At 54.5% G+C, this 25,275-nt stretch carries 26 protein-coding genes and 2 pseudogenes; 13 read left to right on the forward strand and 15 right to left on the reverse strand.

The window, feature by feature from the left end; translation table 11 throughout:
- Position 1 precedes the first annotated feature (1 nt).
- Genes HV355_RS13545 through HV355_RS13555 form a run of 3 tightly spaced genes read right to left on the reverse strand, consistent with a single transcriptional unit; the run spans position 2 to position 2,408 of the window.
- The gene (locus tag HV355_RS13545) at positions 2-1,261 is read right to left on the reverse strand and encodes an FAD-dependent oxidoreductase (RefSeq protein WP_182402241.1); all 1,260 of its coding nucleotides are present in this window, start codon (positions 1,259-1,261) and stop codon (positions 2-4) included.
- Entirely contained in the window at positions 1,258-1,977 is a 720-nt protein-coding gene (locus HV355_RS13550; RefSeq protein ID WP_120158085.1) for an SDR family NAD(P)-dependent oxidoreductase, read from the reverse strand. Before HV355_RS13550 ends, HV355_RS13545 begins: the two co-directional genes overlap by 4 nt.
- A complete protein-coding gene (locus tag HV355_RS13555) occupies positions 1,974-2,408 on the reverse strand; it encodes a nuclear transport factor 2 family protein (protein WP_182402243.1) in 435 nt (144 codons plus the stop codon). Before HV355_RS13555 ends, HV355_RS13550 begins: the two co-directional genes overlap by 4 nt.
- Positions 2,409-2,665: 257 nt before the next feature.
- Between HV355_RS13555 and HV355_RS13560 the strand changes: the two genes are divergently transcribed.
- Together HV355_RS13560 and HV355_RS13565 are read left to right on the forward strand one after the other, a co-directional pair.
- A complete protein-coding gene (locus HV355_RS13560; RefSeq protein WP_042715285.1) occupies positions 2,666-2,863 on the forward strand; it encodes a hypothetical protein in 198 nt (65 codons plus the stop codon).
- A gap of 1 nt (position 2,864) precedes the next feature.
- Positions 2,865-3,635, forward strand: coding sequence for a hypothetical protein (locus tag HV355_RS13565; RefSeq protein WP_120158083.1), 771 nt, complete (start codon positions 2,865-2,867; stop codon positions 3,633-3,635).
- A 62-nt stretch (positions 3,636-3,697) separates the two neighbouring features.
- Here the strand turns inward: HV355_RS13565 and HV355_RS13570 are convergent.
- A pseudogene (locus HV355_RS13570) lies at positions 3,698-4,036 on the reverse strand (winged helix-turn-helix transcriptional regulator).
- A 90-nt stretch (positions 4,037-4,126) separates the two neighbouring features.
- On the opposite strand from HV355_RS13570, the gene HV355_RS13575 reads away from it, so the two are divergent.
- The gene (locus tag HV355_RS13575) at positions 4,127-4,906 is read left to right on the forward strand and encodes an SDR family oxidoreductase (RefSeq protein ID WP_182402245.1); all 780 of its coding nucleotides are present in this window, start codon (positions 4,127-4,129) and stop codon (positions 4,904-4,906) included.
- A 51-nt stretch (positions 4,907-4,957) separates the two neighbouring features.
- Here HV355_RS13575 and HV355_RS13580 read toward each other — a convergent pair whose 3' ends face one another.
- Positions 4,958-5,536, reverse strand: a complete 579-nt coding sequence (locus tag HV355_RS13580; protein ID WP_182402247.1) for a TetR/AcrR family transcriptional regulator — start codon at positions 5,534-5,536, stop codon at positions 4,958-4,960.
- A 104-nt stretch (positions 5,537-5,640) separates the two neighbouring features.
- Here HV355_RS13580 and HV355_RS13585 point away from each other — a divergent pair, with 104 nt between their 5' ends.
- The 6 genes from HV355_RS13585 (at position 5,641) to HV355_RS13610 (ending at position 12,641) form a co-directional block, all read left to right on the forward strand.
- Positions 5,641-6,108 carry a nuclear transport factor 2 family protein gene (locus HV355_RS13585; RefSeq protein ID WP_182402249.1) on the forward strand — a complete coding sequence of 156 codons (468 nt, stop codon included), beginning with the start codon at positions 5,641-5,643 and terminating at the stop codon, positions 6,106-6,108.
- Between the two features lie 356 nt (positions 6,109-6,464).
- Positions 6,465-7,079: a TetR/AcrR family transcriptional regulator gene (locus HV355_RS13590; RefSeq protein ID WP_108416983.1), complete on the forward strand. Its 615-nt coding sequence runs from the start codon at positions 6,465-6,467 to the stop codon at positions 7,077-7,079.
- 75 nt (positions 7,080-7,154) lie between these two features.
- Positions 7,155-8,252 carry an efflux RND transporter periplasmic adaptor subunit gene (locus tag HV355_RS13595; protein ID WP_182402251.1) on the forward strand — a complete coding sequence of 366 codons (1,098 nt, stop codon included), beginning with the start codon at positions 7,155-7,157 and terminating at the stop codon, positions 8,250-8,252.
- Positions 8,249-11,308 carry an efflux RND transporter permease subunit gene (locus HV355_RS13600; protein ID WP_182402253.1) on the forward strand — a complete coding sequence of 1,020 codons (3,060 nt, stop codon included), beginning with the start codon at positions 8,249-8,251 and terminating at the stop codon, positions 11,306-11,308. The genes HV355_RS13595 and HV355_RS13600 overlap by 4 nt, the downstream gene beginning before the upstream one ends.
- Before the next feature lie 65 nt (positions 11,309-11,373).
- Positions 11,374-11,967 carry a TetR/AcrR family transcriptional regulator gene (locus HV355_RS13605; protein ID WP_182402255.1) on the forward strand — a complete coding sequence of 198 codons (594 nt, stop codon included), beginning with the start codon at positions 11,374-11,376 and terminating at the stop codon, positions 11,965-11,967.
- Between the two features lie 74 nt (positions 11,968-12,041).
- Positions 12,042-12,641: an NAD(P)H-dependent oxidoreductase gene (locus tag HV355_RS13610; protein ID WP_182402257.1), complete on the forward strand. Its 600-nt coding sequence runs from the start codon at positions 12,042-12,044 to the stop codon at positions 12,639-12,641.
- A 143-nt stretch (positions 12,642-12,784) separates the two neighbouring features.
- Here the strand turns inward: HV355_RS13610 and HV355_RS13615 are convergent, their stop codons facing one another.
- The 4 genes and pseudogenes from HV355_RS13615 to HV355_RS13625 form a co-directional block, all read right to left on the reverse strand.
- Positions 12,785-13,045, reverse strand: coding sequence for a bacteriocin immunity protein (locus HV355_RS13615; protein WP_182402259.1), 261 nt, complete (start codon positions 13,043-13,045; stop codon positions 12,785-12,787).
- A gap of 1 nt (position 13,046) precedes the next feature.
- Positions 13,047-13,340: pseudogene (locus HV355_RS24470) on the reverse strand (HNH endonuclease signature motif containing protein); the annotation flags it as partial.
- 609 nt (positions 13,341-13,949) lie between these two features.
- Positions 13,950-14,417, reverse strand: a complete 468-nt coding sequence (locus tag HV355_RS13620; protein ID WP_182402261.1) for a DUF6392 family protein — start codon at positions 14,415-14,417, stop codon at positions 13,950-13,952.
- Positions 14,414-16,111 (reverse strand): S-type pyocin domain-containing protein, encoded by a 1,698-nt coding sequence (locus HV355_RS13625; RefSeq protein ID WP_182402264.1) that lies wholly within the window; start codon positions 16,109-16,111, stop codon positions 14,414-14,416. Before HV355_RS13625 ends, HV355_RS13620 begins: the two co-directional genes overlap by 4 nt.
- Positions 16,112-16,607: 496 nt before the next feature.
- Here HV355_RS13625 and HV355_RS13630 point away from each other — a divergent pair, with 496 nt between their 5' ends.
- The gene (locus tag HV355_RS13630) at positions 16,608-17,078 is read left to right on the forward strand and encodes a hypothetical protein (RefSeq protein ID WP_182402266.1); all 471 of its coding nucleotides are present in this window, start codon (positions 16,608-16,610) and stop codon (positions 17,076-17,078) included.
- 46 nt (positions 17,079-17,124) lie between these two features.
- On the opposite strand, the gene HV355_RS13635 is transcribed toward HV355_RS13630, so the two are convergent.
- Together HV355_RS13635 and HV355_RS13640 are read right to left on the reverse strand one after the other, a co-directional pair.
- Positions 17,125-18,051 (reverse strand): LysR substrate-binding domain-containing protein, encoded by a 927-nt coding sequence (locus tag HV355_RS13635; protein ID WP_182402268.1) that lies wholly within the window; start codon positions 18,049-18,051, stop codon positions 17,125-17,127.
- Positions 18,052-18,075: 24 nt separating this feature from the next.
- Positions 18,076-18,612: a MarR family transcriptional regulator gene (locus HV355_RS13640; RefSeq protein WP_182402270.1), complete on the reverse strand. Its 537-nt coding sequence runs from the start codon at positions 18,610-18,612 to the stop codon at positions 18,076-18,078.
- A 133-nt stretch (positions 18,613-18,745) separates the two neighbouring features.
- On the opposite strand from HV355_RS13640, the gene HV355_RS13645 reads away from it, so the two are divergent.
- The 3 genes from HV355_RS13645 (at position 18,746) to HV355_RS13655 (ending at position 21,572) form a co-directional block, all read left to right on the forward strand.
- Positions 18,746-19,903, forward strand: a complete 1,158-nt coding sequence (locus tag HV355_RS13645; RefSeq protein ID WP_182402272.1) for an MFS transporter — start codon at positions 18,746-18,748, stop codon at positions 19,901-19,903.
- A 64-nt stretch (positions 19,904-19,967) separates the two neighbouring features.
- Positions 19,968-20,405 carry a VOC family protein gene (locus HV355_RS13650; RefSeq protein ID WP_148399373.1) on the forward strand — a complete coding sequence of 146 codons (438 nt, stop codon included), beginning with the start codon at positions 19,968-19,970 and terminating at the stop codon, positions 20,403-20,405.
- A gap of 228 nt (positions 20,406-20,633) precedes the next feature.
- Positions 20,634-21,572, forward strand: coding sequence for an omptin family outer membrane protease (locus HV355_RS13655; protein ID WP_182402274.1), 939 nt, complete (start codon positions 20,634-20,636; stop codon positions 21,570-21,572).
- Between the two features lie 200 nt (positions 21,573-21,772).
- On the opposite strand, the gene HV355_RS13660 is transcribed toward HV355_RS13655, so the two are convergent.
- The 4 genes from HV355_RS13660 to paaK form a co-directional block, all read right to left on the reverse strand.
- Positions 21,773-22,255 (reverse strand): glutathione peroxidase, encoded by a 483-nt coding sequence (locus HV355_RS13660; protein ID WP_182402276.1) that lies wholly within the window; start codon positions 22,253-22,255, stop codon positions 21,773-21,775.
- On the reverse strand, positions 22,252-22,857 hold the full coding sequence (paaY, locus tag HV355_RS13665; protein WP_148399377.1) for a phenylacetic acid degradation protein PaaY: 606 nt from the start codon (positions 22,855-22,857) through the stop codon (positions 22,252-22,254). Before paaY ends, HV355_RS13660 begins: the two co-directional genes overlap by 4 nt.
- Positions 22,858-22,866: 9 nt before the next feature.
- Entirely contained in the window at positions 22,867-23,802 is a 936-nt protein-coding gene (paaX, locus tag HV355_RS13670; protein ID WP_029485064.1) for a phenylacetic acid degradation operon negative regulatory protein PaaX, read from the reverse strand.
- 133 nt (positions 23,803-23,935) lie between these two features.
- Positions 23,936-25,252 carry a phenylacetate--CoA ligase PaaK gene (paaK, locus tag HV355_RS13675; RefSeq protein WP_174339483.1) on the reverse strand — a complete coding sequence of 439 codons (1,317 nt, stop codon included), beginning with the start codon at positions 25,250-25,252 and terminating at the stop codon, positions 23,936-23,938.
- Between the last annotated feature and the right edge of the window lie 23 nt (positions 25,253-25,275).

The raw sequence follows: 25,275 nt of genomic DNA on the forward strand, positions 1-25,275 counted from the left end.
CTCAGTTCCCCTCCCCGGCGGCTAGCGCATTGACCACGTCCAGCGCGCTGCGCACCCCGTCCTCATGAAAACCGTTGTACCAGTACGCCCCGCAGAACCAGCTTCGGTTATGACCGTTAATCTCCCCGCGACGCGCCTGCGCGCGCCAGCTTTGAGGGTTGAACAGCGGGTGTTCATAGATAAAGCGCTTCAGAACGAAACGCTCATCAACCGGCGTTTCAGGATTCAGCGTGACGCAGAACAGCGGACTCCCCTCGGGCAGTCCCTGCAAAATGTTCATGTTGTAAGTGACGCAGGCGCTGGCCTGGTCACGTTCACTCAGGCGATAGTTCCAGCTCGCCCACGCGCGCTCGCGCACCGGCAGCCAGCGTCTGTCGCTGTGTAACACCACCTCGTTGCGCTGCCAGCCGATATCGCCCAGCACGTCACGTTCTGCAGGCGTCGGCTCGTCCAGCATCGCCAGCGCCTGCCCGGAATGGCAGGCAAAAATCACCTGATCGAAGGTATAAATGCCGTTTTCAAGCTGAAGCGTGACCCCGTGCTCGTGGCGGCTCACCCGCTGCACCGGCGAATTGAGATGCAGGTTCAGACGGTCGCCCAGCTTGTCGAGCATGGCGCGGATGTACTCCCGCGAGCCGCCGGGGACAACGTACCACTGCGGGCGATGGGTAATATCCAGCAGGCCGTGATGCTCAAAGAAGCGCAGGAACAGCGGCAGCGGAAAGCGCCTCATCTCCTGCAGCGATGAGGACCAGATCGCGGCCCCCATCGGCAGAATGTAGTGGCGTGCAAAAAACGGGGTGAAACCGTGCTGTTTAAGAAACATCTCAAGCGTGGCGTTCGGGTCCACCTCCCCGTCCAGCGCCTGTTTTGCCAGACGATTGAAGCGGACGATCTCCCGAAGCAGCCGCCAGAATGTCGGATTCACCAGGTTTCGGCGTTGGGCAAACAGCGACGTCAGCGTGTGTCCGTTATACTCCAGCCCCGTCGCCGGGTTGCGCACAGAAAAGCTCATCTGCGTTTTTTGTCCGCTGATGCCCAGCTCGCTAAGCAGGCCCATGAAGCGCGGATAAGTGCGGTCGTTATAGACGATAAACCCGGTGTCGATGGCCCTGGTCCCCTGCGACGTGGAGACGTCTACCGTCGCGGTGTGTCCGCCCGGCGTTGCACCCGCTTCAAACAGGGTGACCTGATGATGGCCCGCCAGACGCCAGGCGCAGGTTAGCCCGGCAATACCGCTGCCGATAATTGCGATCTTCATGAGCGCACCATCCTGCGCAGCAGCGCGTTCTGGATCAGGGTCGGAAGCCATGAGAGCAGCCGCAGGATCAGGCCGAATCCGGAAGGAAACGCGATATGGTTTTTATTCTTCGCCAGCCCGGCGCGTATTGCATTCACGGCCTCGTCAACGGTCACTCTGCCCGGCATGGCAAAATCATTTTTTTGGGTCAGCGGCGTATCGACAAACCCCGGTGAAACCACGGTTACACCAATCCCTTTCGGCTCCCAGTCCAGACGCAGCGTGTCGGCGAACCAGGTGAGCGCGGCTTTGGACGCGCCGTAGGCTTCGGCTCGCGGAAAATGAAGCCAGTGCGCCATCGAACTGACCAATACCACGCGATGACCTGCAGCCAGCTGCGGCTGAAGCGCGGCAAGACAGTTCACCGGGCCGAGGAAATTGGTCTTCATCACCCGCTCCACCAGCGCGGCATCCACCACGCCACGATCGAGGTATTCACACGTCCCGGCGCAGAGGATCGCCAGTTCGGCATTACAGTCCTTCAACGCCTGGCAACAGGCGTCCCTGTCTGTCATATCGAAGCGGCGCACCGTGATGTTCGGACTGTGCAGCTGGAGGGCGTCCAGACGCGACGCATCGCGCCCGCAGGCAATAACCTGGTAGCCATCAGCGGCAAAGGATTTCGCCAGCCCGGCCCCAATGCCCGAGCTGGCGCCGGTAATGAGCACCGTTTTCATGATTTGACCCTCCGCTTCACGCCGCGTACAGCCCAGCCCAGCAGAGGAAGGTGTTCGTAGATCATCTCCCCCGCGTCGTAGTAGTCGCGCTGACGCGTGATGAGATCGTTTTCCGTCTCCACCACTGAACACCCCGGCAGGCCGAGCGGCTCCCCCCCGGCAATGCGCGGGTGCGACCAGTGCATTGTCCAGGTGACGACAAACCGGCGTTCGCTCAGAAGGGGGGCATCAATGGTAAAACGGCAGTTTTCGACGTTCGCCAGCAAATGGGTGAAATAGCGCTGGAGCGCAAAAAGCCCGTTGTGTTCGCCAAACGGATCGACAAGCGTGGCGTCCGGGTGATAAAGCTCCACCAGCGCCGACGGCGGCTGAGCGTCCAGCGTGGCGTAGTAATCAACAAACCGACTGACAACGGCGGGCAACGTGCTCATGGGTCACATCCTGGCTGTAAATAACGTGGCGTAATCGCATAATTAAAACTTACACAATCATCGTTATTTGTCCAAGTTTGTGTTGATCTATTTTTTATTTTTATTCTATATCAATAAGTTAAAACCATGAGAAAGAATGGGTTTTGTAGGCCAAATAAAGCGTAGCCGCCACCCGGCTTTAACTTTCAGGATATCCTTAAGGCAAACTCGCCGCCCTTCTTCCAGGCTTATCCTTTTTATTCATAAGGATGCCTGACATGAAACGCTTCTTTCTCTCCCTTTTCTCCAGCCCTGAGTCATTGCTCCAGGTAATGAGCCAGCAGGAAATCATTGAAGCCGTAGAAGATGGCGATCGCATCATTATCGACCAGGACGGAAACGCCTCGGTGAACTACAAAAGCAACGAGGTACGGCAGGATTTTCTGCGTCACGTCGACGCGCTGAAGAGGGCCTGATATGGGAACGGCAATCTTTATGGTGCTGATGGTGTGCGGGTACTGGTATACCAGCCGAGACCTGTCCACCCGCTTTAAAATCAAGCGTTCTTTTGGCTGGGACGTCTATTTTCTCGTGGCGCTTTATGGCTGTATTTTTGTTCTTCAGGGCGTGATTGCCACCGGTTTGCTCTGGCTACTCCTGCTCTCCCTTTCCGCCGCCAACAACGCATTTCACTTTGCCTCACCGAAATATACCGACTGGCAAATCGACTTTATGAACTGGAGTTTTTTAGGCATTCAGGCACCGGTGGTCGTGATGCTGGCGTTTGCCATCCTGTTTTGCCTCTACCGCTCTAACTGGGCAGGCAGTGCCAGGCTGGACGGTGAAAGCCGGAAAAAGCTCTACAAACGTCTGGCGCAGTCGAGCGGTATTGAACAGGTGCTGTATCAGTGCATGGAGGAAGGAGAGCTGGCGCAGGTGTCGCTTCGGTCGGGGCGGATTTACGTCGGCATGATACACACCGCCACGCTGGAGTACGAAAAAACGGCCAATATCGTGCTGATCCCGATGCTGAGCGGGTACAGAGATGCGAAGACGATGAATCTGCGCATCGAGAATAACTACAGCAGGTGGTATGCGGAGCATGACATTACGCTCGACTCTGAACCCCGCAGCGCCATGTCATTCCGGAAGGTAATTTTACTCAATCAGATTGAGAGCATCTCGCTGTTCGATCCCGCGAGTGCCAGCGCGCTGGAGATGGCGCAGGCAGAAGAGAAACCGGAGTGAACGCGTTCCGTTCTGGCAGAGATCGCCACGATTAGCCATCCGAGGCTTACCGGGCACAGAATTTACAGCTCGGCGTAAGCCTCGCGTTTTTCTGCCCATTTCAGCATGGCATCGAGCGCCGGGCATAATGCCTGCCCCCAGTCGGTGAGTCGATATTCTACTTTCGGCGGCACCTGAGGGTAGACCATCCGCGAAACAATTCCGTCGGATTCCAGTTACCGCAGCTGCTGCGCCAGCATTTTCTGGGAAATACCGGGGATCAGTTTTTCAAAATCAGAGTAGCGCTGCACTTTTCCGTCGAACAGATGAAAAAGAATAATTAATTTCCAGCGACCTTCCAGCAGCCGTAATACCTGTTCCACGCCGCTTGCGGCAGATTCCGGGCTATATAACTTACTCATAATTCAGTCACTCACTTTTTCGTGCGTACTTGTCAATTTATCAGTCTATGTTGAATATACCTGTACTGTAAATAACGGGAGTTAAAGGTCATGTCATTAGATATTCATTTCACAGGTAAACGCGTGCTTGTTACCGCTGGCACGAAAGGGCTTGGAAAAGCAGTTGTCGGACTTTTAAAACAGCTCGGCGCAACGGTATTAACCACGGCGCGCCACGTGCCAGAAATAAATATCGCCGATGCATTCGTAGCCGCTGACCTGGCGACAGTTGCAGGATGTGCCTCCGTCGTATCGGCGGTGCAGGAACAGATGGGCGGCGTCGACGTGATTGTCCATGTCGCGGGTGGTTCAACCGCACCCGGTGGCGGTTTCGCTGCGCTTGGCGAAGACGAGTGGCAGCAGGAGCTAAATCTTAACCTGTTGCCCGCCGTACGCTTAGATCGCGCCCTGCTCCCCGGAATGCTTGCGCAGGGAAACGGGGTGATTATTCACGTGACGTCTATTCAGCGCGAACTGCCGTTACCGGAATCAACCACGGGCTACGCGGCGGCGAAAGCAGCCCTCTCGACCTACAGCAAGAGCCTGTCAAAGGAAGTCTCGCCGAAGGGTGTTCGGGTCGTGCGCGTTGCACCCGGCTGGATCGAAACCGAAGCCGCGGTTGCACTGGCGGAGAGGCTGGCAGAGCAGGCAGGAACAGACTACGAAGGTGGCAAACAGATCATTATGAAGGCGTTAGGTGGAATACCGCTCGGACGCCCTGCCAAACCGATTGAGGTGGCTAACCTCATCGTCTTCCTCGCGTCATCTCATGCTTCAAGTATCACAGGGACAGAATACGTGATTGATGGCGGCACCATTCCGACAGTATAGCGCGGGTGCTTGATCGGCTCGGTACGAGAGCTGATTAAGCGCGGGGGAATATCACTGACCGGTCAGTTTCTCTAAGCCCGTTTTTAACGCTTTTACCACCCTTTCTGGATCCATACCCATTTGCGCATGAATAATAGCGCCGTCAATGAGCATCATCATGTCATTGACGGTCTCTTCATCATTTATACCGGTGAACGTGACGATTGTTTTCTTTGTCTCTGATTTATGGTCCCGGCATATCTCTTTTATTTCGCTTTCAATATCTTCCGCTTTTGCCTCTGCGCTGGCATTAATAAACGCGCAGCCGTGGAACTCGGGCGAAATAAACCATTCGTAAAGCGTTTCAGATATCGCATTAGAAGGTATTTCGCCTTCGTCAAAATGTCGACGCAGCGTAGTCTCAAACCAGCTAATCCATATTTCATGCCGATAGTGTAAATAGGCGAGAATAAGTAAACTCTTACTCGGAAAATGACGATAGAAAGTCACCTTGGTCACTTTTGACGCTTTGATCAGCGTATCCACCCCCGTCGCCCTGAAGCCTGTGGAATAAAACAGATCGTGCGCCGTGAGTAATATCTTATCTCTGACGCTAATTTTAGTATCGTTGCCTGCGGGTTCTGTTTTCATTTTTTTAGTAGCCTCAAAACGGAGGTTGACAGCGTTATTTTACAGGCATAGATTACCGCAAGTAGACAGACCTGTCTACATTATATAACCCAGAGGTAATCGCAATGAACACACGTCCTCCTTTACCGCCCTTCACCCGTGAAAGCGCTATCGAAAAAGTCAGACTGGCAGAAGATGGCTGGAACAGTCGCGACCCGGCGAAAGTCGCGCTTGCCTATACGCTCGATACCCAATGGCGCAACCGCGCAGAATTCGCAACCAACCGTGAAGAAGCCCAGGCGTTTCTGGCGCGGAAATGGAAAAAAGAGCTGGACTATCGTCTGATTAAAGAGCTCTGGGCATTTACGGATAACCGAATCGCGGTGCGCTATGCCTATGAATGGCATGATGATTCCGGTAACTGGTTCCGTTCGTACGGCAATGAAAACTGGGAGTTTGAGTCGGACGGGTTGATGAAGCGCCGTTTTGCCTGCGTAAACGATATGCCGATAAAAGAATCAGAGCGACTGTTCCACTGGCCGCAGGGAAGACGTCCGGACGATCACCCTTCTCTGAGCGATCTGGGTTTATAGCTTTATTAAGAGATAGCGCACATTTCAGGCGTGGCCTCAGGACTACCCTGTGAGCGGTTTTCAGGAGGTAGAAAATATGCAAAGTTTCTGATCTGTTGTTTGTTTGGTAATACTGCAAACTCGCTCGCAAAAAAATAAGGCCGCGTTGTTTTTGCGGCCTCCTCTCACCCCGATTAAAACGCATCGACACAAGGCTGGCACTGTTAGATAGATGCCATTGCGCGCGAAAAACAGTGATACACTTACCCCATCTGATTTATCGTCCCGTCTGAAGGGTTCATGACGAAAACGCATGTAACCAAATCACGAAATGGTCACTCGTTGTCATTCGAAGCCTGTCACGCTAAGCTTAAAAAATGACTAAAAATTTGAACGTCCCAGTTACACGTGGTCCACTTGACCACTCCGTCCGAGAGCAGATCGTCGAAGCGGCGTTTGAGCACTTCGGTCACTACGGCTATGAAAAAACCACCGTGGCAGAGCTTGCTAAATCCATTGGTTTTTCAAAGGCCTACATTTATAAATTTTTTGACTCCAAACAGGCTATCGGCGAGGTGATCTGTGCTAACCGCCTGGAGCTGATCATGACCGCAGTGCATTCGGCGCTCGCCGATGCGCCCTCCGCCAGCGAGAAAATACGTCGTCTCTTCAGGGCGCTCACCGAGGCAGGAAGCGAACTGTTTTTCCACGATCGTAAACTTTACGACATCGCCGCCGTGGCCGCGCGGGAAAAATGGCCTTCAGCAGAAAGGTATTCAGAACACCTGTTAAAACTGATTGAGAGCATTATTGTCGAAGGCAGGCAGGCCGGGGAGTTCGAAAGGAAAACCCCGCTCGATGAGGCAACGCTCGCGATATATCTGGTGATGTGCCCTTTCATTAACCCCATTCAACTGCAATACAATCTCGAAACTGCCCCCACTGCTGCGATCCTTCTCCCCTCACTGATTTTAAGAAGTCTGGCTCCCTGATTTGTGACCATTGACATTATTGGTCACTAGTCAGAGAATGCGGAAACTGTCCTGTTATTTTAATAAGGGTTTCCCATGCTCAGGCTTACTTCAGCCCGTTGTCTCGTTTCTCTCCTGCCGCTGGCCCTCGTGGCCTGCGGCGATAACGCGGCGAGTGACGATCCGCGCACGCACCCACCGCTCGTCAGATCCGCGTCCGTTGAACGCGCGAACGCGACGTCTCGCGCATTTACCGGCGTGGTGGTTGCCAGAACGCAAAGCGATCTCGGTTTCAGGGTTCAGGGCAAAGTCCTTGAGCGCCTTGTTGATACAGGCCAGAGCGTAAAAAAAGGCCAGCCTTTAATGCGCCTCGATCCCGTTGACCTGACGTTACAGGCGCAGGCTCAGCAGCGGACGGTGGATGCCGCCCAGGCGCGTGCAAGAAAAGCGATCGCTGACGAAGCGCGCTATCGGGGCCTTGTTGCTACGGGCGCTGTGTCTGCCTCCGAGTACGACCAAATTAAAGCGGCGGCTGATACCGCCAGAGCGGAGCTTAGTGCCGCCAGGGCGCAGGCCAGCGTAGCGCAAAACGCGACGGGCTATGCCGTACTGTTGGCCGATTCAGACGGCGTGGTGATGGAGACCTTCGCTGAGCCAGGTCAGGTCGTAAGCGCCGGACAGGCAGTGATCCGTCTTGCCCGCGCGGGACAACGTGAGGCGCTGGTGCAACTTCCAGAGACCCTGCGTCCCGTCGTCGGGAGCGAAGCACAGGCGACTCGCTATGGCAACGAAAAACAGCCTGTTACCGCAACGCTTCGTCTGCTCTCTGATTCCGCCGATGCCACCACCCGCACCTATGAGGCGCGGTATGTTCTGGCAGGCGCGCTGGCAGACGCGCCGCTGGGTGCGACTGTCACGCTGAACATAGGGAACAGTAAAGAGAAAAACCAGGTTATGCAGGTTCCCCTTGCGTCGCTCTACGATGCGGGCAAAGGGCCTGGGGTCTGGCGGATCTCGACTCAACCCGCCAAAGTGACCTGGCAACCCGTTAAGGTGCTTAGCGTGAGCGATGATGTTGCCCAGGTAACGGGGGGCGTGACACCCGGTGAAAAGATTGTCGCGTTAGGGGTGCATCTTCTGCATGAAGGCGAAGTGGTCCGCCTCGCTCAACAGCGCACGGAGAGTCAGCCATGAGCGAAGGACGCTTTAACCTGTCAGCGCTTGCCGTACGCGAGCGCTCGGTCACGCTGTTTTTGATTATTCTGGTGACGATTGCCGGTATTCTCTCGTTTTTTGGGCTCGGGCGTGCAGAAGATCCGCCTTTCACGGTGAAGCAGATGACCGCAATCGCCGTGTGGCCCGGCGCGACCGCGCAGGAGATCCAGGATCAGGTGGCCGAACCGCTGGAAAAGCGCCTGCAGGAGCTGAAATGGTATGACCGTACGGAAACCTACACCCGTCCCGGCATGGCCTTTATCACGCTGTCATTACAGGACAATACGCCACCTTCTGAGGTGCAGGAAGAGTTCTATCAGGCCAGAAAAAAGCTTGGGGATGAGAGCCGAAATCTCCCAGCAGGCGTAACGGGACCGATGATTAATGACGAGTTCGCCGATGTGACCTTTGCCCTCTTTGCGCTCAAAGCCAAAGGAGAGCCGCAGCGTTTGCTCGTGCGCGATGCCGAAACCATGCGCCAGCAGCTCCTGCACGTTCCCGGCGTGAAGAAAGTCAATATCATCGGTGAGCAGGCAGAGCGGATTTATATCTCCTTCTCTCACGAGCGTCTCGCGACGCTGGGCCTGTCGCCTCAGGATATTTTCAATGCGCTGAACAATCAGAACGTATTGACGGCTGCGGGTTCAATTGAGACGCGCGGCGCGCAGATCTTTATCCGCCTCGACGGGGCCTTCGATACTCTGCGGAAAATCCGCGATACGCCGTTTATTGCGCAGGGCAAAACGCTCAAGCTCTCCGACGTCGCCACGGTGGAACGAGGTTATGAAGACCCGCCTGTTCTGCAAATTCGTAACCAGCATGAACCGGCCCTGCTGCTGGGTATTGTGATGCGCGAAGGCTGGAACGGGCTGGCGCTGGGGAAAGCGCTTGATGCCGAAACGTCGAGAATCAATGACGGTCTGCCTCTGGGAATGACTCTGACGAAAGTCACCGATCAGTCCGTGAACATCAGCTCGTCGGTGGATGAGTTCATGATCAAATTCTTCGTCGCCCTGCTGGTCGTTATGGTGGTCTGTTTTGTCAGCATGGGCTGGCGCGTGGGCGTGGTCGTCGCGGCGGCGGTTCCTCTGACACTGGCCGTGGTCTTTGTAGTAATGGAAGCCAGCGGCATTAACTTTGACCGCATCACGCTGGGCTCCCTCATTCTTGCCCTGGGCTTGCTGGTTGATGATGCCATCATCGCCATCGAAATGATGGTGGTAAAAATGGAGGAAGGCTACGACAGAATCAAAGCCTCCGCCTACGCCTGGAGCCATACCGCGGCCCCGATGCTCGCCGGCACGCTGGTAACGGCCATTGGCTTTATGCCGAATGGTTTCGCCCAGTCAACGGCGGGAGAATACACCAGCAATATGTTCTGGATTGTCGGCCTGGCGCTGATTGCGTCGTGGGTCGTCGCCGTGGTTTTCACTCCTTATCTCGGCGTGAAAATGCTGCCGGATATGCCCAAAGTGGAAGGAGGCCATGCCGCCATCTACGGTACGCCTCGCTATAACCGTTTTCGCCATCTCTTAACCCGCGTCATCGCCAGAAAATGGATTGTGGCGGGTTCGGTTGTCGCCATTTTTATCCTGGCGATCCTTGGCATGGGGCTGGTGAAAAAACAATTTTTCCCGACGTCGGATCGCCCCGAAGTACTGGTTGAAGTGCAGATGCCCTACGGCACGTCAATCGAGCAGACCAGTGCCGCCGCAGCGAAAATAGAAGACTGGCTGAAAAAACAGCCAGAAGCCAACATCGTCACATCGTACATTGGTCAGGGTTCACCGCGTTTTTATCTGGCCATGGCTCCTGAGTTACCCGATCCGTCATTTGCGAAGATAGTGGTGTTGACGGATAGCCCGGCATCACGTGAGGCACTCAAGCTCCGACTACGTAAAGCGGTTGCCGAAGGCCTTGCGTCCGAAGCGCGCGTGCGCGTCACGCAGCTGGTGTTTGGTCCCTACTCTCCCTTCCCGGTCGCCTGGCGAGTCACGGGACCCGATGTCGATACGCTACGCGGCATCGCTGACAAAGTGAAAGGCGTGCTCGAGGCAAGCCCGATGATGCGGACCGTCAACACGGACTGGGGAACACGCGTACCCACACTGCATTTCACGCTCGATCAGGACCGCCTGCAGGCCACTGGTTTAACCTCGAATGCCGTTGCTCAGCAGCTGCAGTTCCTGCTGTCCGGTGTTCCCATCACGTCTGTACGAGAGGACATTCGCGCCGTTCAGGTGATTGGCCGCGCCGCAGGTGACATTCGCCTGGATCCGGCAAAAATAGCGGGCTTTACCCTGGTCGGCAATGCGGGCCAGCGCATCCCTCTGTCACAAATTGGCGACGTTAAGGTGAGAATGGAAGATCCGCTGCTGCGTCGTCGCGATCGAACGCCGACCATCACCGTCCGGGGTGATATCGACGAATCACTTCAGCCACCGGACGTGTCTACAGCCATCATGAAACAGCTCCAGCCGATCGTGGATTCGCTGCCGCCGGGATACCGTATTGAAATGGCCGGATCGATTGAAGAATCAGGCAAAGCCACCCTGGCAATGTTGCCGTTATTCCCCATTATGATTGCCCTGACGCTACTGATCATCATTCTGCAGGTGCGTTCCATGTCGGCCATGGTCATGGTCTTTCTTACCGCACCGCTGGGGCTTATCGGCGTGGTGCCAACCTTGCTGCTGTTCAATCAGCCGTTTGGCATCAACGCCCTCGTCGGATTGATCGCCCTTTCGGGCATTCTGATGCGCAATACGCTGATTCTTATTGGTCAAATCGATCATAACCAGAAAGAGGGGCTCGATCCGTTCCATGCGGTTGTCGAAGCGACAGTACAGCGTGCCAGACCGGTCTTACTGACGGCGTTGGCCGCCGTTCTGGCCTTTATTCCCCTGACGCATTCCGTATTCTGGGGCACGCTCGCCTGGACGCTGATCGGCGGAACGTTAGGTGGAACCATCATTACGCTGGTCTTCCTGCCCGCGATGTATGCGATCTGGTTCAGGATCCGTCCTGCGACATAAAGCGTTCAGCCTCTGGCAGAAAGCGTGTAAACTACTATCAGTAGATAAACGATACGAGGGACATCATGGTTGTTAAGCGCTTAAGAAAAGAGGATCGCCGGGTGCAGTTGCTGGAGGTTGCTCGCGGCATTGTTCGCCAGCAAGGCACCGAGGCGCTCACCCTGGGCTATCTTGCCGAGCGGGCTAACGTGACAAAGCCTATTCCCTATGACCACTTTGGCGATCGTGAAGGCTTGCTGATGGCGCTGTACCAGGATTATAGCGATAGTCAGCTGGCGAAATTCCGCGAGACGCTGGCGGCCGACAGCAAAACGCTGGAGAAGACGATCCGCTTTTTCAGCGCTGCCTATATCGACTGCGCCATTACCGCCGGCCCGGAAACGGGTCCGATAGCCGCAGCGCTGTCTGGCTCCCGCGCGCTGCAGACGTTCCGCGAGGCGTGCGTTGCCGAATGTGCCGACTGTCTTCGCACGGCGCTTTCTCCGTTTATCGTGCTAAAAGGCGTTCAGGGTGAAGCGGTACTGACAGCCATCATCGGTGCCGCGGACGCGCTCAGTACTGCCGCGGGGAACGGGATACTCGCCCGCAACGTCGCAGAAGATATGCTCAGCGGCGCCATGTCTGGCGTTCTGGAGACCTACGCCAACAGCACAAAATGATCGTTGCTGTCGGATTGACACCTAAGTTACCGATAGTAATATAGGTGTCAATTCACTCCCCTGCTGAGGTTGCTATGTCTGTTACACATGTCATCAATAATGCACTGATCGTGACGGCTCACCCTGTTGAACATTCATTATCCCATTCGCTGGCGGATCGCATTGCCGCGACGTTACGCGAGCAAGGGACGCAGGTAGAAATTGCCGATCTTCATGCTGAAGGCTTTAATCCGACCATGTCTCACCCTGACCTTGATTTGTATCACGGCGATCCCACTGCGCTTCCCGGGGATATCCTGCGCGAGCAGCAGCGCTTTGAACGGGCAGATATGCTGGTATTTGTCTTCCCGGTGTACTGGTGGTCAGTCCCCGCACTGTTAAAAGGCTGGTTCGATCGGGTGTTGACCCTGAACTGGGCGTATAAGGTGGCCGACGATGGCCGGATTGTGGGCAATTTACGCGATGTTCCCGTCCGCCTGATTGCCACCGGCGGCAGCGATCTCACTGGATTCAACAAACATGGCTATTCGACGGCGATTCAGACGCAGATAATCGAAGGTGTATTTGGCTTCTGCGGGTTGAAGAACGTGAAGCTCGATATCCTTTACCAGGCAGATACGGCGACGCCTGCCCAGGTGGAGGAATTTCTGCAAGGGCTCGAGAGCCTGAGATAATTCTGGCTATCCCGTCACTGGCAGTCCGCCAGCACCTCCACATTAAGCCCAAAATTGCGAATTCACAGATTGTGTATGGGGGATTCTGGCTGTAATTTTTGCGGTGAAGTGTGCGCACCAAAGCCCCTTTCGGGGCTTAATGCTCAAGATTCTTTAAAGCCTGGTTTACCATTAGCTTTACGCCACTCCTTGACCTGATGGACAATTCCTTCCGGGCTATCATCTCTTCCATCCTCTGGATAGAAGATCAAATCTGAACCTGATGGGTGCTCGGTAAGGCGTCTGAATTCTCTTACCCTGCAATTGTCGTCTTCTTCAGTTGGACCTTCTGCGTTAAAAATTTTACGAACTAAATCTAAAAATTCGCTCTCTGTATAATCTGACAATGTTTTTTGGACAGTCATGTTATTTACTCTGCCATGTGGAATGAATCTCGATATGTCTCTTGGGCGTGGTTATGCCCATATTATCAACGTTGAAAACATCTCCGCCTTGACTTATAGGAACAATGTGATGGATTTCATAGCGCTCTCTTCCGCCAGCACGTTCCGCATCTCGGATGAAAGGGGAGTTTCCCTTGCGTATATGGACTTGGTTACTACCCCTAAACTGCTTCGATAGCTCTGGGTCTTTTGAAACTTCTAACCAAAATGCCTTACGGAACTGGTCAAAGTTCGCAAACGTCAAACCACGCAGCCTGCGACGTACCGCTGCAGCTGCGCACCTCCACTGCTTCTTTCGTTATAACCACGCAATAAAAAATAGCTCCTACTTTAACGGGCTCACTTACATTAAGGCATTTCTTTCTACCCGATTGCCATCGGAACATATTCATTTACAAGCACGTTGAATTTGCGGCGGACCCATTTGGCGACGAGTTAGCGATGGCATAACTTACCGGCTTTCTCGCAGCACAATAGTACCGCCCCCTGACCGTCAGCCGAGGCGTGCAGTTCATTCCATACATGCCGGACATCCAACTCCCGAACCTATCGACGAGGCCGCGATTCTTTATGCTATCTCAGACAACAAAACCCGCGTGGTTAGCGGGTTTCGGTAATGCATCAAACTTAGTGAGGCCTGATGATGGTTATTTGCTTTTCTTAATGTGAGAGATGATTAAATGGAAAACTATTGTTTTATATGAATTTTTACATACGCATTAATCAATGTGTACACGCTTGGGTACATCATTTTCATTGGTGCCCACCAAAAGATTTAATTTGTACACTTAAAACTATCGAGCGATTCCACCAGCCAAGACGAAGGATCCAGGCTGGTGTTTTGTTGTGGTAAGTATCTCCGATGTTACCAGCGAAGTTCTGACGTTGGCATAAACGTCACTGATACGGCATTGTCGATTACGTCAAAATCAATCTGCATACTCACTGGGAGGTCTCCGGCTACTGCATTAAAAAGATCAGCCCATCCCAAAGCACGCCTCATAATAGTTTTTGGTGGTGAACTTCTTAACGGCTCTCCGATATGTTCATGAACCCATCGGCGTGACATTTCGCTCTGGAGCCCGAACGGCAGCTCATTAGGAAAATGCCAGCCTTTGATTTCAGGTCGGAGTAGGGTTGCTGTAATTTCCTGGAGAATATGACCTTCACGCCTGAATGATAAGTATATCCCCTCCTGCGCCATATTCAGGCTTAGATCAGGGTCACCGGAAAAACCTGTTGGAGGGGTTTTGTATGGTATTAGCTCTACGTCAACCAAGTCTTGATAAGATTTACCTAAGCTATAAATTAACGCTTCAACATTCACTGTCATTCGTATAACCCCACATTACGATTCAATTCGTGCATTTTAGCCCTTGCCGCTTCTATCTGGTTTTCTGTTGCACCATTTGCTTTAAGTGCTGGCCTGATTGCATCCAGATTACGATCCACTGCCGCACGGAGGTTGTTTGAGTCCAGTTCAATTTGTACTGGCGTATTGCGACCACCATAAGTCTCACTCAATTTTTGATGAATTTCTTTTGGAACTATAATAGCTGCTACGTCCTGAACCATTTCATCCACCAAATTTTTACTGAGGCGGGGATTTTCACGCAATAATGCAGATCGTACCGCAGCAGCAGACGGCATGTGATCCGCCTCATACATCCCCTGCCGCGAACGGCGTTTAAAGTCACTGTATAGCTCGACCTCAAGAAGCTCCACCGGCGGTTTGCTCAGATAAATATAAATCGGCGGCAGGTCAGGAAACGGCAGGATCAGAATGTAATCCGCAAAACTCTTCTCCTCCGGTGCCGGGCTGGTGGTCGCCGTTATGCCGGTATTATCGGGCAGCGGGTCAACAACCACCGGGTTCGGCAGCACCGGCCGCGCCTGGTTGCCGGTATTCCACGGCGTTTTCTCGTCTGTCCGGTCAGGCGTCCACACAATGGTGATGCGCGGGTCTTCTTCCGTGGTGAACGTGTACGCCTGCGACCTGCTGTCGTACTCCATTCTTCTGACGCGCACGCTGTCCCGGCCGGGTGGCGTGTGCCATCCATGCGGCACCGGGTTCCCCCTGCTGTCGTTCTCCCACGTATAGCGGACACTGCTCGGGGCTTCACGCATCTGCGCCAGGCGCATACGGTCAATAAAGTCCTGTTCGCCGTCGTTCAGCCTGCCAGGCATCATTCCCACCAGCAGCCCGGCCACGGGAGCACCTGCTCCGGCGGCGGCTACCTCGCCCAGCCCGGCGGCACTGCGCACCGCCCAGGTGCCGTAGGTCAGCGCCCTGCCGCCTATCAGCTCCAGCAGGCTTGCGCCTGCCGTGGCCGCCTGCGCGCGGGTAGCTGCAGCCGCGGCAGCTACGGCGGCCTGATAATCCATCTCCTCATGGTTACCGTTCCACCAGCGATAAAGGGCGCTGCGCTTCTTCGGTTTGGGGATATCGTCTGGTTTTTTCTTTCTGACAGTCTGCGCGTGCTGCGGGGTGTCTGAATCGGTTATCGGGTCGCTGGCGGGCAAGGCCTGAAAAAATGCCATATCAGCAAAATTGGTGTGAGGTTCACGCTGGTCACCGGCATCATTGCAGCCCTCGCCGCGCAGGCAGGATTTTGCGAATACCCGGTTGCGCTCCCTTTCCTCCTCTCTGCGTTTTTCTTCGGCCTGCTTTTCTGCTGCCAGCCTGGCGGCGTGTTCTTCCCTGGCAACGTCAACCGGGTCTCGTCCGCGCCCCAGCCACTGACCTGCCGGGGCAATCACCCGGTTCGTACCCGGCGGACAATCACAGTGCACTTTTGAACCATGGACGGCCACGGGCACCCCGTGAAATGTTACCCGTTCCTCACCTGATACAATCACGCCCTGCTTGCCACATTTGGGACAGGGGGTAGTTTTATCACCTACCCTGAGAATTCTGCGCCCAAATTCGGTGCTGTCCGTAATGGACGCAATACACCTGGCACCGGTAGTAGTTTTATCATTCTCAAGCGCCTGCCCCCGGCCAAAATTATCGGTACGGTAACCCATGCGTTACGCTCCGGTAATTAGCGAATTGATTACTCATAAAGAAATCCCTTTCCCTTCCCGTTAAAAAAAAAGCAATTCTACTATGAATACGAGTTAACCAGATTTATTCAGCACTTTTGGTTCATATTCATCAATTAAATACATATCAATCACAAAACAATCATCATGAATATTACATTTAATTACCTCGAGTATTTCAATCACGCTTTATGCTATTAGTCATCCTCTGGCAGTTATTGCGGCATACCGATGCTGCTACGAGCCTCCAGACGTCGGTGCAGTTAACATGCATTTACTGCCAGCAATCATCAGACTCTAAGGAAAGCATAGGATATAAAATTCTATGTTGAGTAAAACTCACATTGACGCCCACTATTTATCGTTTTTCAACCGCTATCGCGATGAAATACCATCCACTCACCCCTGGTATAGTGCTGTCGATATGTAGATAGCGACGTTAAAACAATAAATAATAATGTGCGTATATGGAGCACCTATGACACTCGATGTTTTATTTCATTTAATGGAAATTCTTTCACCAGAAAAAAACACCGTAGATGAAAATATACCTGAGCTAATAACGTTACTTTCGTCAGAAAACCATCGTTCAGATGCGCTTTCCCCTTTTATACATCGGCTGCATCTCCTGTCTTTCGCCCAAAGCAATCCGGGTAACGCCGAGGTGCTGCTCGCTGCCCATTTACCAAAAGAAGATGGAACGCTTCCCCTGCTTGACTTCGCCGAGTGGCCCCAGGTGCGGTACGCCACGTCAGGCGAAGCGCAGACGCCTGAATCAGAAGCGTACTTCCATAAAATGACCGCGGCTGCCAATGTATTGCGCGAGGCGCTGATCGATGCAGAGCGCGCAAAGGGTACGCCTGCGCTTTATATTCTGGATAAATTACTCAACCTGAATAGCGCCCTGCCGGAAAGATATAAGAAGATGGCAAATATCCCCTACGCATAAAGGCATTAACTATGCGGGATATCTCGTCAGGAATATCCTGCTTAATTTAAGAAAGCCGTTTTTCATCGTACTCAAGACAGACGATATCCAGAGAAGGCACTACCGGCGAGTTCAGGTTTAGCCAGGCCAGCAGACGCTCAATACTCTGTCTTCTGAGCGAATTTTTCGGCCAGACGAGGTAGTAGCCATCCCCTGTTGCAATCGCCTCCCTGAAAGGTAGCGCGAGCAGGCCGCTTTTCAGCGCTTCCAGCGTGAGCCGGAGATCGGCCATCGCCACGCCGTGCCCGTGCATGGCGGCGAGACTTCCCTGCTCAAGGGTGTCGAACACAATCCCGCCGCTCATGTCGAGACCGGGAAATAGTCCCGTTCTTTTCAGCCAGCGCCGCCAGTCCCGTCTGTCCGGAGAGGGGTGAATAAGCTCGCACTGCGGTAGCTGATGCCGGGCAGATTCAAGCAAAGACGGGGTACAAACCGGAATGAGCCATTCGCTGAAGAGCAGCCTGCTTTCTGTTGACTCGCCGAAATAGCCATTACCGAGGAGGATCGCGCAATCGTAGGGCTCACGGCTGAAGTCAACGGTGTCGAAGTCCATCCAGACGCTGGCAATTTCTACTTTCGGTTTCGCATGGTTTTCACGAAACGATTTCAGGACGTTAAGAAGCCATCTCATCGTCAGGGTGCTGGGAGCCTTGAGGCGCAGAAGGTGATTTTCACTTCTGAACGCGCGGCAGGCCCACTCGATGTTCGAGAAACTTTCGCTAAGCTGTCCGGCCAGAATACGCCCGGCCTCACTGACTTCAACTCTCGGCCCTTGCCGTTTAAACAGCTCGCAGTCGAACCACATTTCAAGCGTCCGGACATGCCTGCTGACCGCACCCGGCGTGATATTCAGTGCCTCAGCCGCTTTGCTGAAGGAGTTCAGCCGCGCGGCAACTTCAAAGGCGCGCAGGGCATACAGTGGTGGTAAAGACATACGTTCCCTTTCTGTGAGGTTTGGCTATGCAGTTTCTGTTTTATCGGCACTCTGTGACTTGTCACCCAGACCCTCGGGCGGAAACGTCAGCAGCAGCTCCCTGAGCAGGGACTCAAGCTGCGCGCGCTGCGCGTCAGATAAGCTGCTCAGCAGCGCATTTTGCGTTTGTGTATGCACGATCAGCGCCTCTTCGATCAGCTCTTGCCCGTGCGGTGTCAGGCTTACGAGGGTGCTGCGCTTATCGTCCGGATCGGCAATGCGCCTGATAAGCCCTTGCTGTTCGAGATGGCTGAGCCGGTTCGTCATCGCCCCTGACGTGATCAACAGCGATTTATACAGCTGCGTGGGCGAAAGGCAGTACGGCTCTCCGGCGCGACGCAGCGTGGCGAGCACGTCAAACTCGCCCTCGCGAAAACCAAACTGCGCCATGGCCTGCGCCCATTCTTTTCCCAGATGCTTCATCAGCCGAAGCATTCGGCCAAAAATTTTCATCGACGAGGCGTCCAGCTCCGGCATGGCGCGGCTCCACTGGTCGACAACGAAGTCTACATGGTCTTTCATTTTCACCCCTGATGGCGTGGGTATTTATCCTGTTGTGCGGTACATCTTACACAAAAACACATTTTATCTTAACGTTAAGATAAATGCTTGCGGCAATTTGCCAGAGCCATTCACAACTGAAAAGGATTCCCTGTTGAAACGCACGTCGCCATTACTCTTCGCCATTATCGCTTTTATCGTTGGGCTGAACCTGCGCCCTATTCTGGCTTCTGTCGGACCGTTGTTTTCCGTGCTGCAGCGCGAAGCGGGGCTAACTGCTACGCAATTCAGCCTGCTGACCACCCTGCCGGTCGCGATGATGGGACTGGCCGCCTTATGTGGGCCCTGGCTTTTAGCCAGAGTCGGTGCCGTGCGGGGAATTATGTTCGGGCTCCTCATCCTGCTTGTGGCCTGTTTATTGCGCGGTTTTAGCGCCTCACCAGCGAGCCTTATGTGCACCGCGTTACTGGGCGGGGCCAGCATAGGCACGATCCAGGCGTTAATGCCTGCCATGATTAAAAAGGAATATACGCAAATGGCCAGTACGATCATGTCGCTATTCAGCACGGGCATTATGGCCGGTGCGGCAGTCGCCGCCGCCAGCGCCGAGCCGTTGTTTTCATGGCTCACGCTGAAACCCGCGCTGGCCATGGCCGGGCTGTTAGCGCTGCTGGCGCTGATACTGTGGTTGACTCTGGTTAAGCACCCACAAGGGGAAAAAACAGCACACGAAACCGTTCCGCTCTCGTCCTCTCGCACGGGGCTACTGTTGCTCTTTTTCGGCATAGGAACAGGAGCCTATACGCTGGTATTGGCCTGGCTGCCTCCGCTCTATATTCAGGCGGGATGGTCCGCACGCAGCAGCGGCTATATGCTGGCCTGGCTGACGTTAACTGAGGTTGTCGCTGGGTTTGCCGTCTCCGCGCTGATCGGTAAATTCCCCGACCGTCGCGTGCCGCTGATCGCCGTATTGTTGCTGCTGCTGGCGGGATTACTGTGTCTGGTCTTTTCGCCGGGTACAACGCCGGTGTTATCCACGTTGCTGCTTGGCACTGGGATCGGCGCCCTCTTCCCGCTGTCGCTCATCGTCACCTTCGATCACGCCCGCACGCCCGCGCAGGCCGGGAAGCTATTGTCTAAAGTTCAGGGAGGTGGATATATGATTGCCGCGCTAATGCCGTTAATTGCGGGGATCGTTCGCGACAGCGCAGTTTCACTGACCAGCGCATGGCTGGTCATGAGTGCGGGTGTTATCCTGCTGATCGTCATCGCGCTGAAGTTTAAACCCGTCGTGAAAGCGCAGGTGCGGTGAATGCGGTACCCGTTTTGAGAACCATACTATAAATTCTGGAGTTTCAACCCATTAAGGAGTGGATATGCCGCAGACGTTACCGGGAATTGAGGTCTTATTTATCGCTGGCTTCGGGCCTGTTTCGCAGAGCAACGACGCCAGCACCGCGTTTTATGTCCAGACGCTCGGTTTACCGCTGAAGCCGATGGAAGGAAATGCCGACTATCTGCTCACTGAAGAGAGCCAGTTGCCAGGCGCGAAGCATTTTGCCGTCTGGCCGCTCTCGCAGGCGGCAACCTCCTGTTTTGGCGAAGCGCAGTGGCCCTCTGAATACCCGATACCGCAGGGATGGATTGAATACGAGGTGCAGGACCTGGATTCGGCTACCCGCATTCTGAGTGAAAAAGGCTATCGCCTGCTGGTGACTAACCGCATCGAACCATGGGGACAGACCGTTACTCGCCTGCTCAGCCCGGAGGGCCTGCTGACAGGACTAACGATCACGCCGTGGCTGCGTGGGTAAACGGAATTTATTGTGCCGCCGGTTACAGTGAATCAACTTAATGCTATTTTGCACCGAGCAAGTAATGATTTAAATATTAGCGGCCGCCTCCTTCAGGCGGCCCAAAGTTAAATATCGCTCCTTACGTCAAATTATAAAAAATTACCAAACCTGGCAGTTGATTCTTATTTGTATGACTTTTAATATTTCCCTGCAACTCATTGATTAATTTGTTTTAGGGAAATAAAAATGACAAGAAATATTGTTGCGGGAATGATGATGGCCGCGTTTTCAGGGGCAGTATATGCAGGCACCGCACAAGTCACACCGAATTTTTCACCGGAAAGTTTAACGGTTTCAGCCTCTGCCGGGATGCTGAGCGGAAAATCCCACGAGATGGTTTATGACGAAGTCACCGGAAGAAAAATTAGCCAACTGGACTGGAAAATAAAAAATGTCGCTATTCTGAAAGGCGATATTTCCTGGGATGCATACTCATTTTTGACGCTGAACGCCCGCGGCTGGACGTCCCTGGCATCAGGCTCAGGTCATATGGACGACTATGACTGGATGAATGCAAAACAATCCTCCTGGACAGACCATTCAAGCCATCCTTCGACGAACGTTAACTATGCCAATGAATACGATCTCAACGTAAAAGGCTGGATCTTCCAGGGCGATAACTATAAAGCGGGCGTCACCGCAGGTTATCAGGAAACCCGCTTCAGCTGGACGGCGACCGGGGGTTCTTACAATTACGATAACGGCGCCTATCAGGGGAACTTCCCGGCAGGCGAACGCGGGATTGGTTATAGCCAGCGTTTCTCCATGCCGTATATTGGCCTTGCAGGACAGTACCGTTTTAATGACTTTGAATTTAATGCCCTGTTTAAATTCAGTGACTGGGTCCGCGCGCATGATAACGACGAGCACTACATGCGCGATTTAACCTTCCGCGAGAAGACAACGGATTCCCGTTATTATGGCGCATCCGTTGATGCCGGATATTATGTGACTCCGCACGCCAAAGTTTTTGCTGAATTTACCTATAGCAGTTACGAAGAAGGTAAAGGCGGTACGCAGATTATTGATACCAATACTGGTGACTCCGGCTCTATTGGCGGGGACGCTGCGGGTATTTCTAACCATAACTATACCATTACAGCGGGTCTGCAATATCGCTTCTAATCCAGACCTTAAAGCAACCAGGCTCTTCTCGGGGCCTGGGTATGATGACAAACCCCGCCATCAATATTTTAACCGTCTTTTTGCCGGGTGGCGCTGCGCTTACCCGGCCTACATTTCGCACCGGGTGAAACTCACAAATCGCACGGTGTCAGCAGTCTGTGGCCCCTTAAAATCCATCAGGCTGCTAAAAACGAAGTTTCTTAGCTTTCCAGGGCAGCCAGAATCGCTGCTTCCATTTTCTCGGGCTTTGTCATCGGTGCAAAGCGCTTGAGAGGTTCCCCGTTGCGTCCGATCAGGAACTTCGTAAAGTTCCACTTAATTCGCCCGCCCAGCACGCCGGGCAGTTCGTTTGTCAGATAACGAAACAGCGGGTGCGCTGCGCTACCGTTAACCTCGACTTTCTCGAACATCGGGAAGCTCACGCCGTAGTTAATGTGACAAGTCTTTGAGATTTCATCAGCGCCGCTGGGTTCCTGTTTACCGAACTGGTTGCAGGGGAAGCAAAGCACCACTAAACCTTGTTCGGCGTATTTCTTATATAGCGCTTCGAGGCCGGCGTACTGTGGCGTAAAACCACACTGGCTGGCGGTATTCACGACCAAAACCACTTTTCCCGCATAGTCGGCCATTGAGACAAGGTGACCATCCAGACGGGTGGCGGTAAGCTGATGAAAATGAGTCATACTGGCGTCCCCGCCGACTTTGGCCTTAAATTCTCATCAAACGCCAGCCGTTTTCGGTCAGGCTCTTCCTCGCGCAGCGGCTCTACCTGATGCATCGTCAACTTGCAGCGCTCCACCAGCACCTGATACTCCCGCGTGCCCTGCTGCTTCCATGCCAGCTCCTGCTCGCTCAGTTCACGAATCGCTTTGGCCGGGCTGCCGATAATCAAATGGTTGGCGGGCATCTCCGCTTTCGCCTTCACGAACGCCGCCGCGCCGACGATGCTGTTTTCACCGATGACCGCGCCGTCCATCACCACCGCGTTCATGCCCACTAGCGCATTGCGGCGGATAATGCAGCCGTGCAGAATGGCGCTGTGGCCGATATGCCCGTCCTCTTCCACCACCGTGTCCTGCTCCGGGAAGCCGTGCATCACGCAGTTATCCTGAATGTTTGCCCCGTCTTTCACTACGATGCGGCCAAAATCGCCGCGCAGGCTGGCGTTAGGGCCAACATAAACGCCTTTGCCCAGAATCACGTCGCCAATCAGTACCGCCGTTGGGTGAACGTAGCTCTCGTCCGGCACGACCGGCGTCAGACCGTCAATTTGATAAACAGGCATACCCTCTCCTTACGCAGTATTCAGACCACCAAAACGTTGATAGTAAAGCGTGCCGGGCACGGGCAGTTCCCCAACCGAGGTTTCGCCTTTTTCGCTGACAAACGCCAGCGCCCCCGGCGCGACGCGCTGGTAGATATTGATGCAAAGCTGTCGGGCGCTTTGACCCGCCCAGTGCGCGGGCAGTAACTCTTCCGGCAACAGCGGGTCTTTCAGCACCACACGACGATAAAAGTGAATCAGCAGCAATTGGATCTGGAAGCAGCGTTCCGGCGTCAGCTCCTCCGGCGCGGCCTCTTTCAGCAGCGGCAGCAGCGGGCGGAATGAATCGATGAACGTCTCGTACATTGCGTTTTGCTCAGTGAGCTGCCAGCACTCTTCCACTCGCGAACGCAGCGCCGCGCGCGAAAGCGCCAGCGGCGAGTGGGCTTCAAAGAAAATCACGTTTTCCGCCACCCCGGCATCATGCAGTAGCGATTGTACGTCGGCCAGATGCTGTGACGGCGAGGCCATCAGGCTCGGTGCCAGCGTGCCAAACCCCTGCCAGATCAGCTGTTTTTTGACGTCGGCAAGGGTGGTTTTATCCAGCCCTTCGGAAAGCAGCAATAACCATTTTCCATCCCAGGCAGGCAGTTCCGCGCGGTAGATCTTATTCTCCGCGCGACGCGTCAGACGCAGCCCTTTATCGCTCAGGCGGTAAAAGCTGCGACGCCCGATGCGGGAAACGTCCAGCCAGCCCTCTTTATTGAGGCGAAACAGCGCGGTGCGCACGAAGCGCTCGCCAAACCCCATGCCTTCCAGCAGGGCGGCAAGGCTGCCGAGCCAAATCTCACCGCCGCGATGGGAAAGCGCGTCACCGTATAACGAAGAGATAAGCGAGGTCCCGCTAACGGGAACGGAGCTAACCGCGTGCTGGATAAAGGCGTCGAGTTTATTCATGTGATTCATTCTTTTGTTATTTTTGTCCTGGATGAATCATAGCATACGAATCTGGGATCGACCCTCACCCTAACCCTCTCCCAAAGGGAGAGGGAACTTTTTACACCCTCTCCCTTTGGGAGAGGGCTGGGGTGAGGGAGATTCAACCGTTGGCCGCAACTTTACGCAAATCAAACACCCGGCAGGCTTTCCCCTCCGAGCGCGGGATGCTGCCGCAGTTCACGATCGTCACGTCGGTGGAAATCCCCACCATCGACTTAATGCGGTGGCGCAGCTGGTGGCACACCTGGCAACGCTGCTCGTGCGTCAGGATTAAGCTGCTCTCTTTTAGCTCGACCTTCACCGAAAGTGAATCAAGATGCCCGCGGCGGTTCACCTCCAGCTGGTAGTGCGGAGAAAGGTGTTCGAACTTCACGATCTCCTCTTCCAGCTGCGACGGGAAGACGTTGACGCCGCGGATGATCAGCATATCGTCACTGCGACCGCTGATCCGGTCCATACGACGCATGCTGCGCGCGGTTGCCGGGAGCAGGCGAGTCAGGTCGCGGGTGCGGTAGCGGATCACCGGCAGCGCCTCTTTGGTCAGGGTGGTGAACAGCAGTTCGCCCTGCTGACCGTCATCCAGCGGCGTGCCGTCGTTCGGGTTGACGATCTCCGGGTAGAAGTGATCTTCCCAGATGGTTGGCCCGTCGGCAGTTTCGATACACTCCATCGCCACGCCCGGCCCCATTACCTCGGAGAGGCCATAAATATCCAGCGCCGTAATGCCTAAGCGTTTTTCGATTTCGCGACGCATGGCCTGCGTCCACGGCTCGGCGCCGAAGACGCCCACGCGCAGGGAACAGCCGCTGGCATCGCCGCCCATCTGGCGCTCCAGCTCTTCAATCAGGTTAAGGCAGTAGGACGGCGTCACCATGATCATGTCCGGCTGGAAATCACGGATCAGCTGCGCCTGTTTCTCCGTCTGGCCGCCGGACATCGGGATCACCGTCGCCCCTAAACGCTCGGCGCCGTAGTGCGCCCCCAGCCCACCGGTAAACAGGCCATAGCCATACGCCACGTGAATTTTGTCCTTCGCGCTGCCGCCCGCGGCGCGCAGGGAGCGGGCCACCAGATTAGCCCAGTTGTCGATATCGCCCTGCGTGTAGCCCACCACGGTCGGTTTGCCGGTGGTGCCGGATGACGCGTGAATGCGCACCACCTGCTCCATCGGCACGGCAAAGGTATCGAACGGATAGTTATCCCGCAGGTCCTGCTTGGTGGTGCACGGGAATTTGCGGATATCCGCCAGCTCGTTGAAATCGTCAGGGTGAACGCCCGCGGCGTCAAACTTGCGTTTGTACATCGGCACGTTGTTGTAGGCGTGATGCAGCGTCCATTTCAGACGCGCGGTCTGCAGCGCCTGTAGCTCGTCAAGGGAGGCCGTTTCAATCGGATCAAGCTTTGTTGTATTTGTCATTGTAGGGTACTCACATTGTTTTT

The organism is Enterobacter sp. RHBSTW-01064, from assembly GCF_014103035.1.
GTDB lineage: Bacteria > Pseudomonadota > Gammaproteobacteria > Enterobacterales > Enterobacteriaceae > Enterobacter > Enterobacter mori.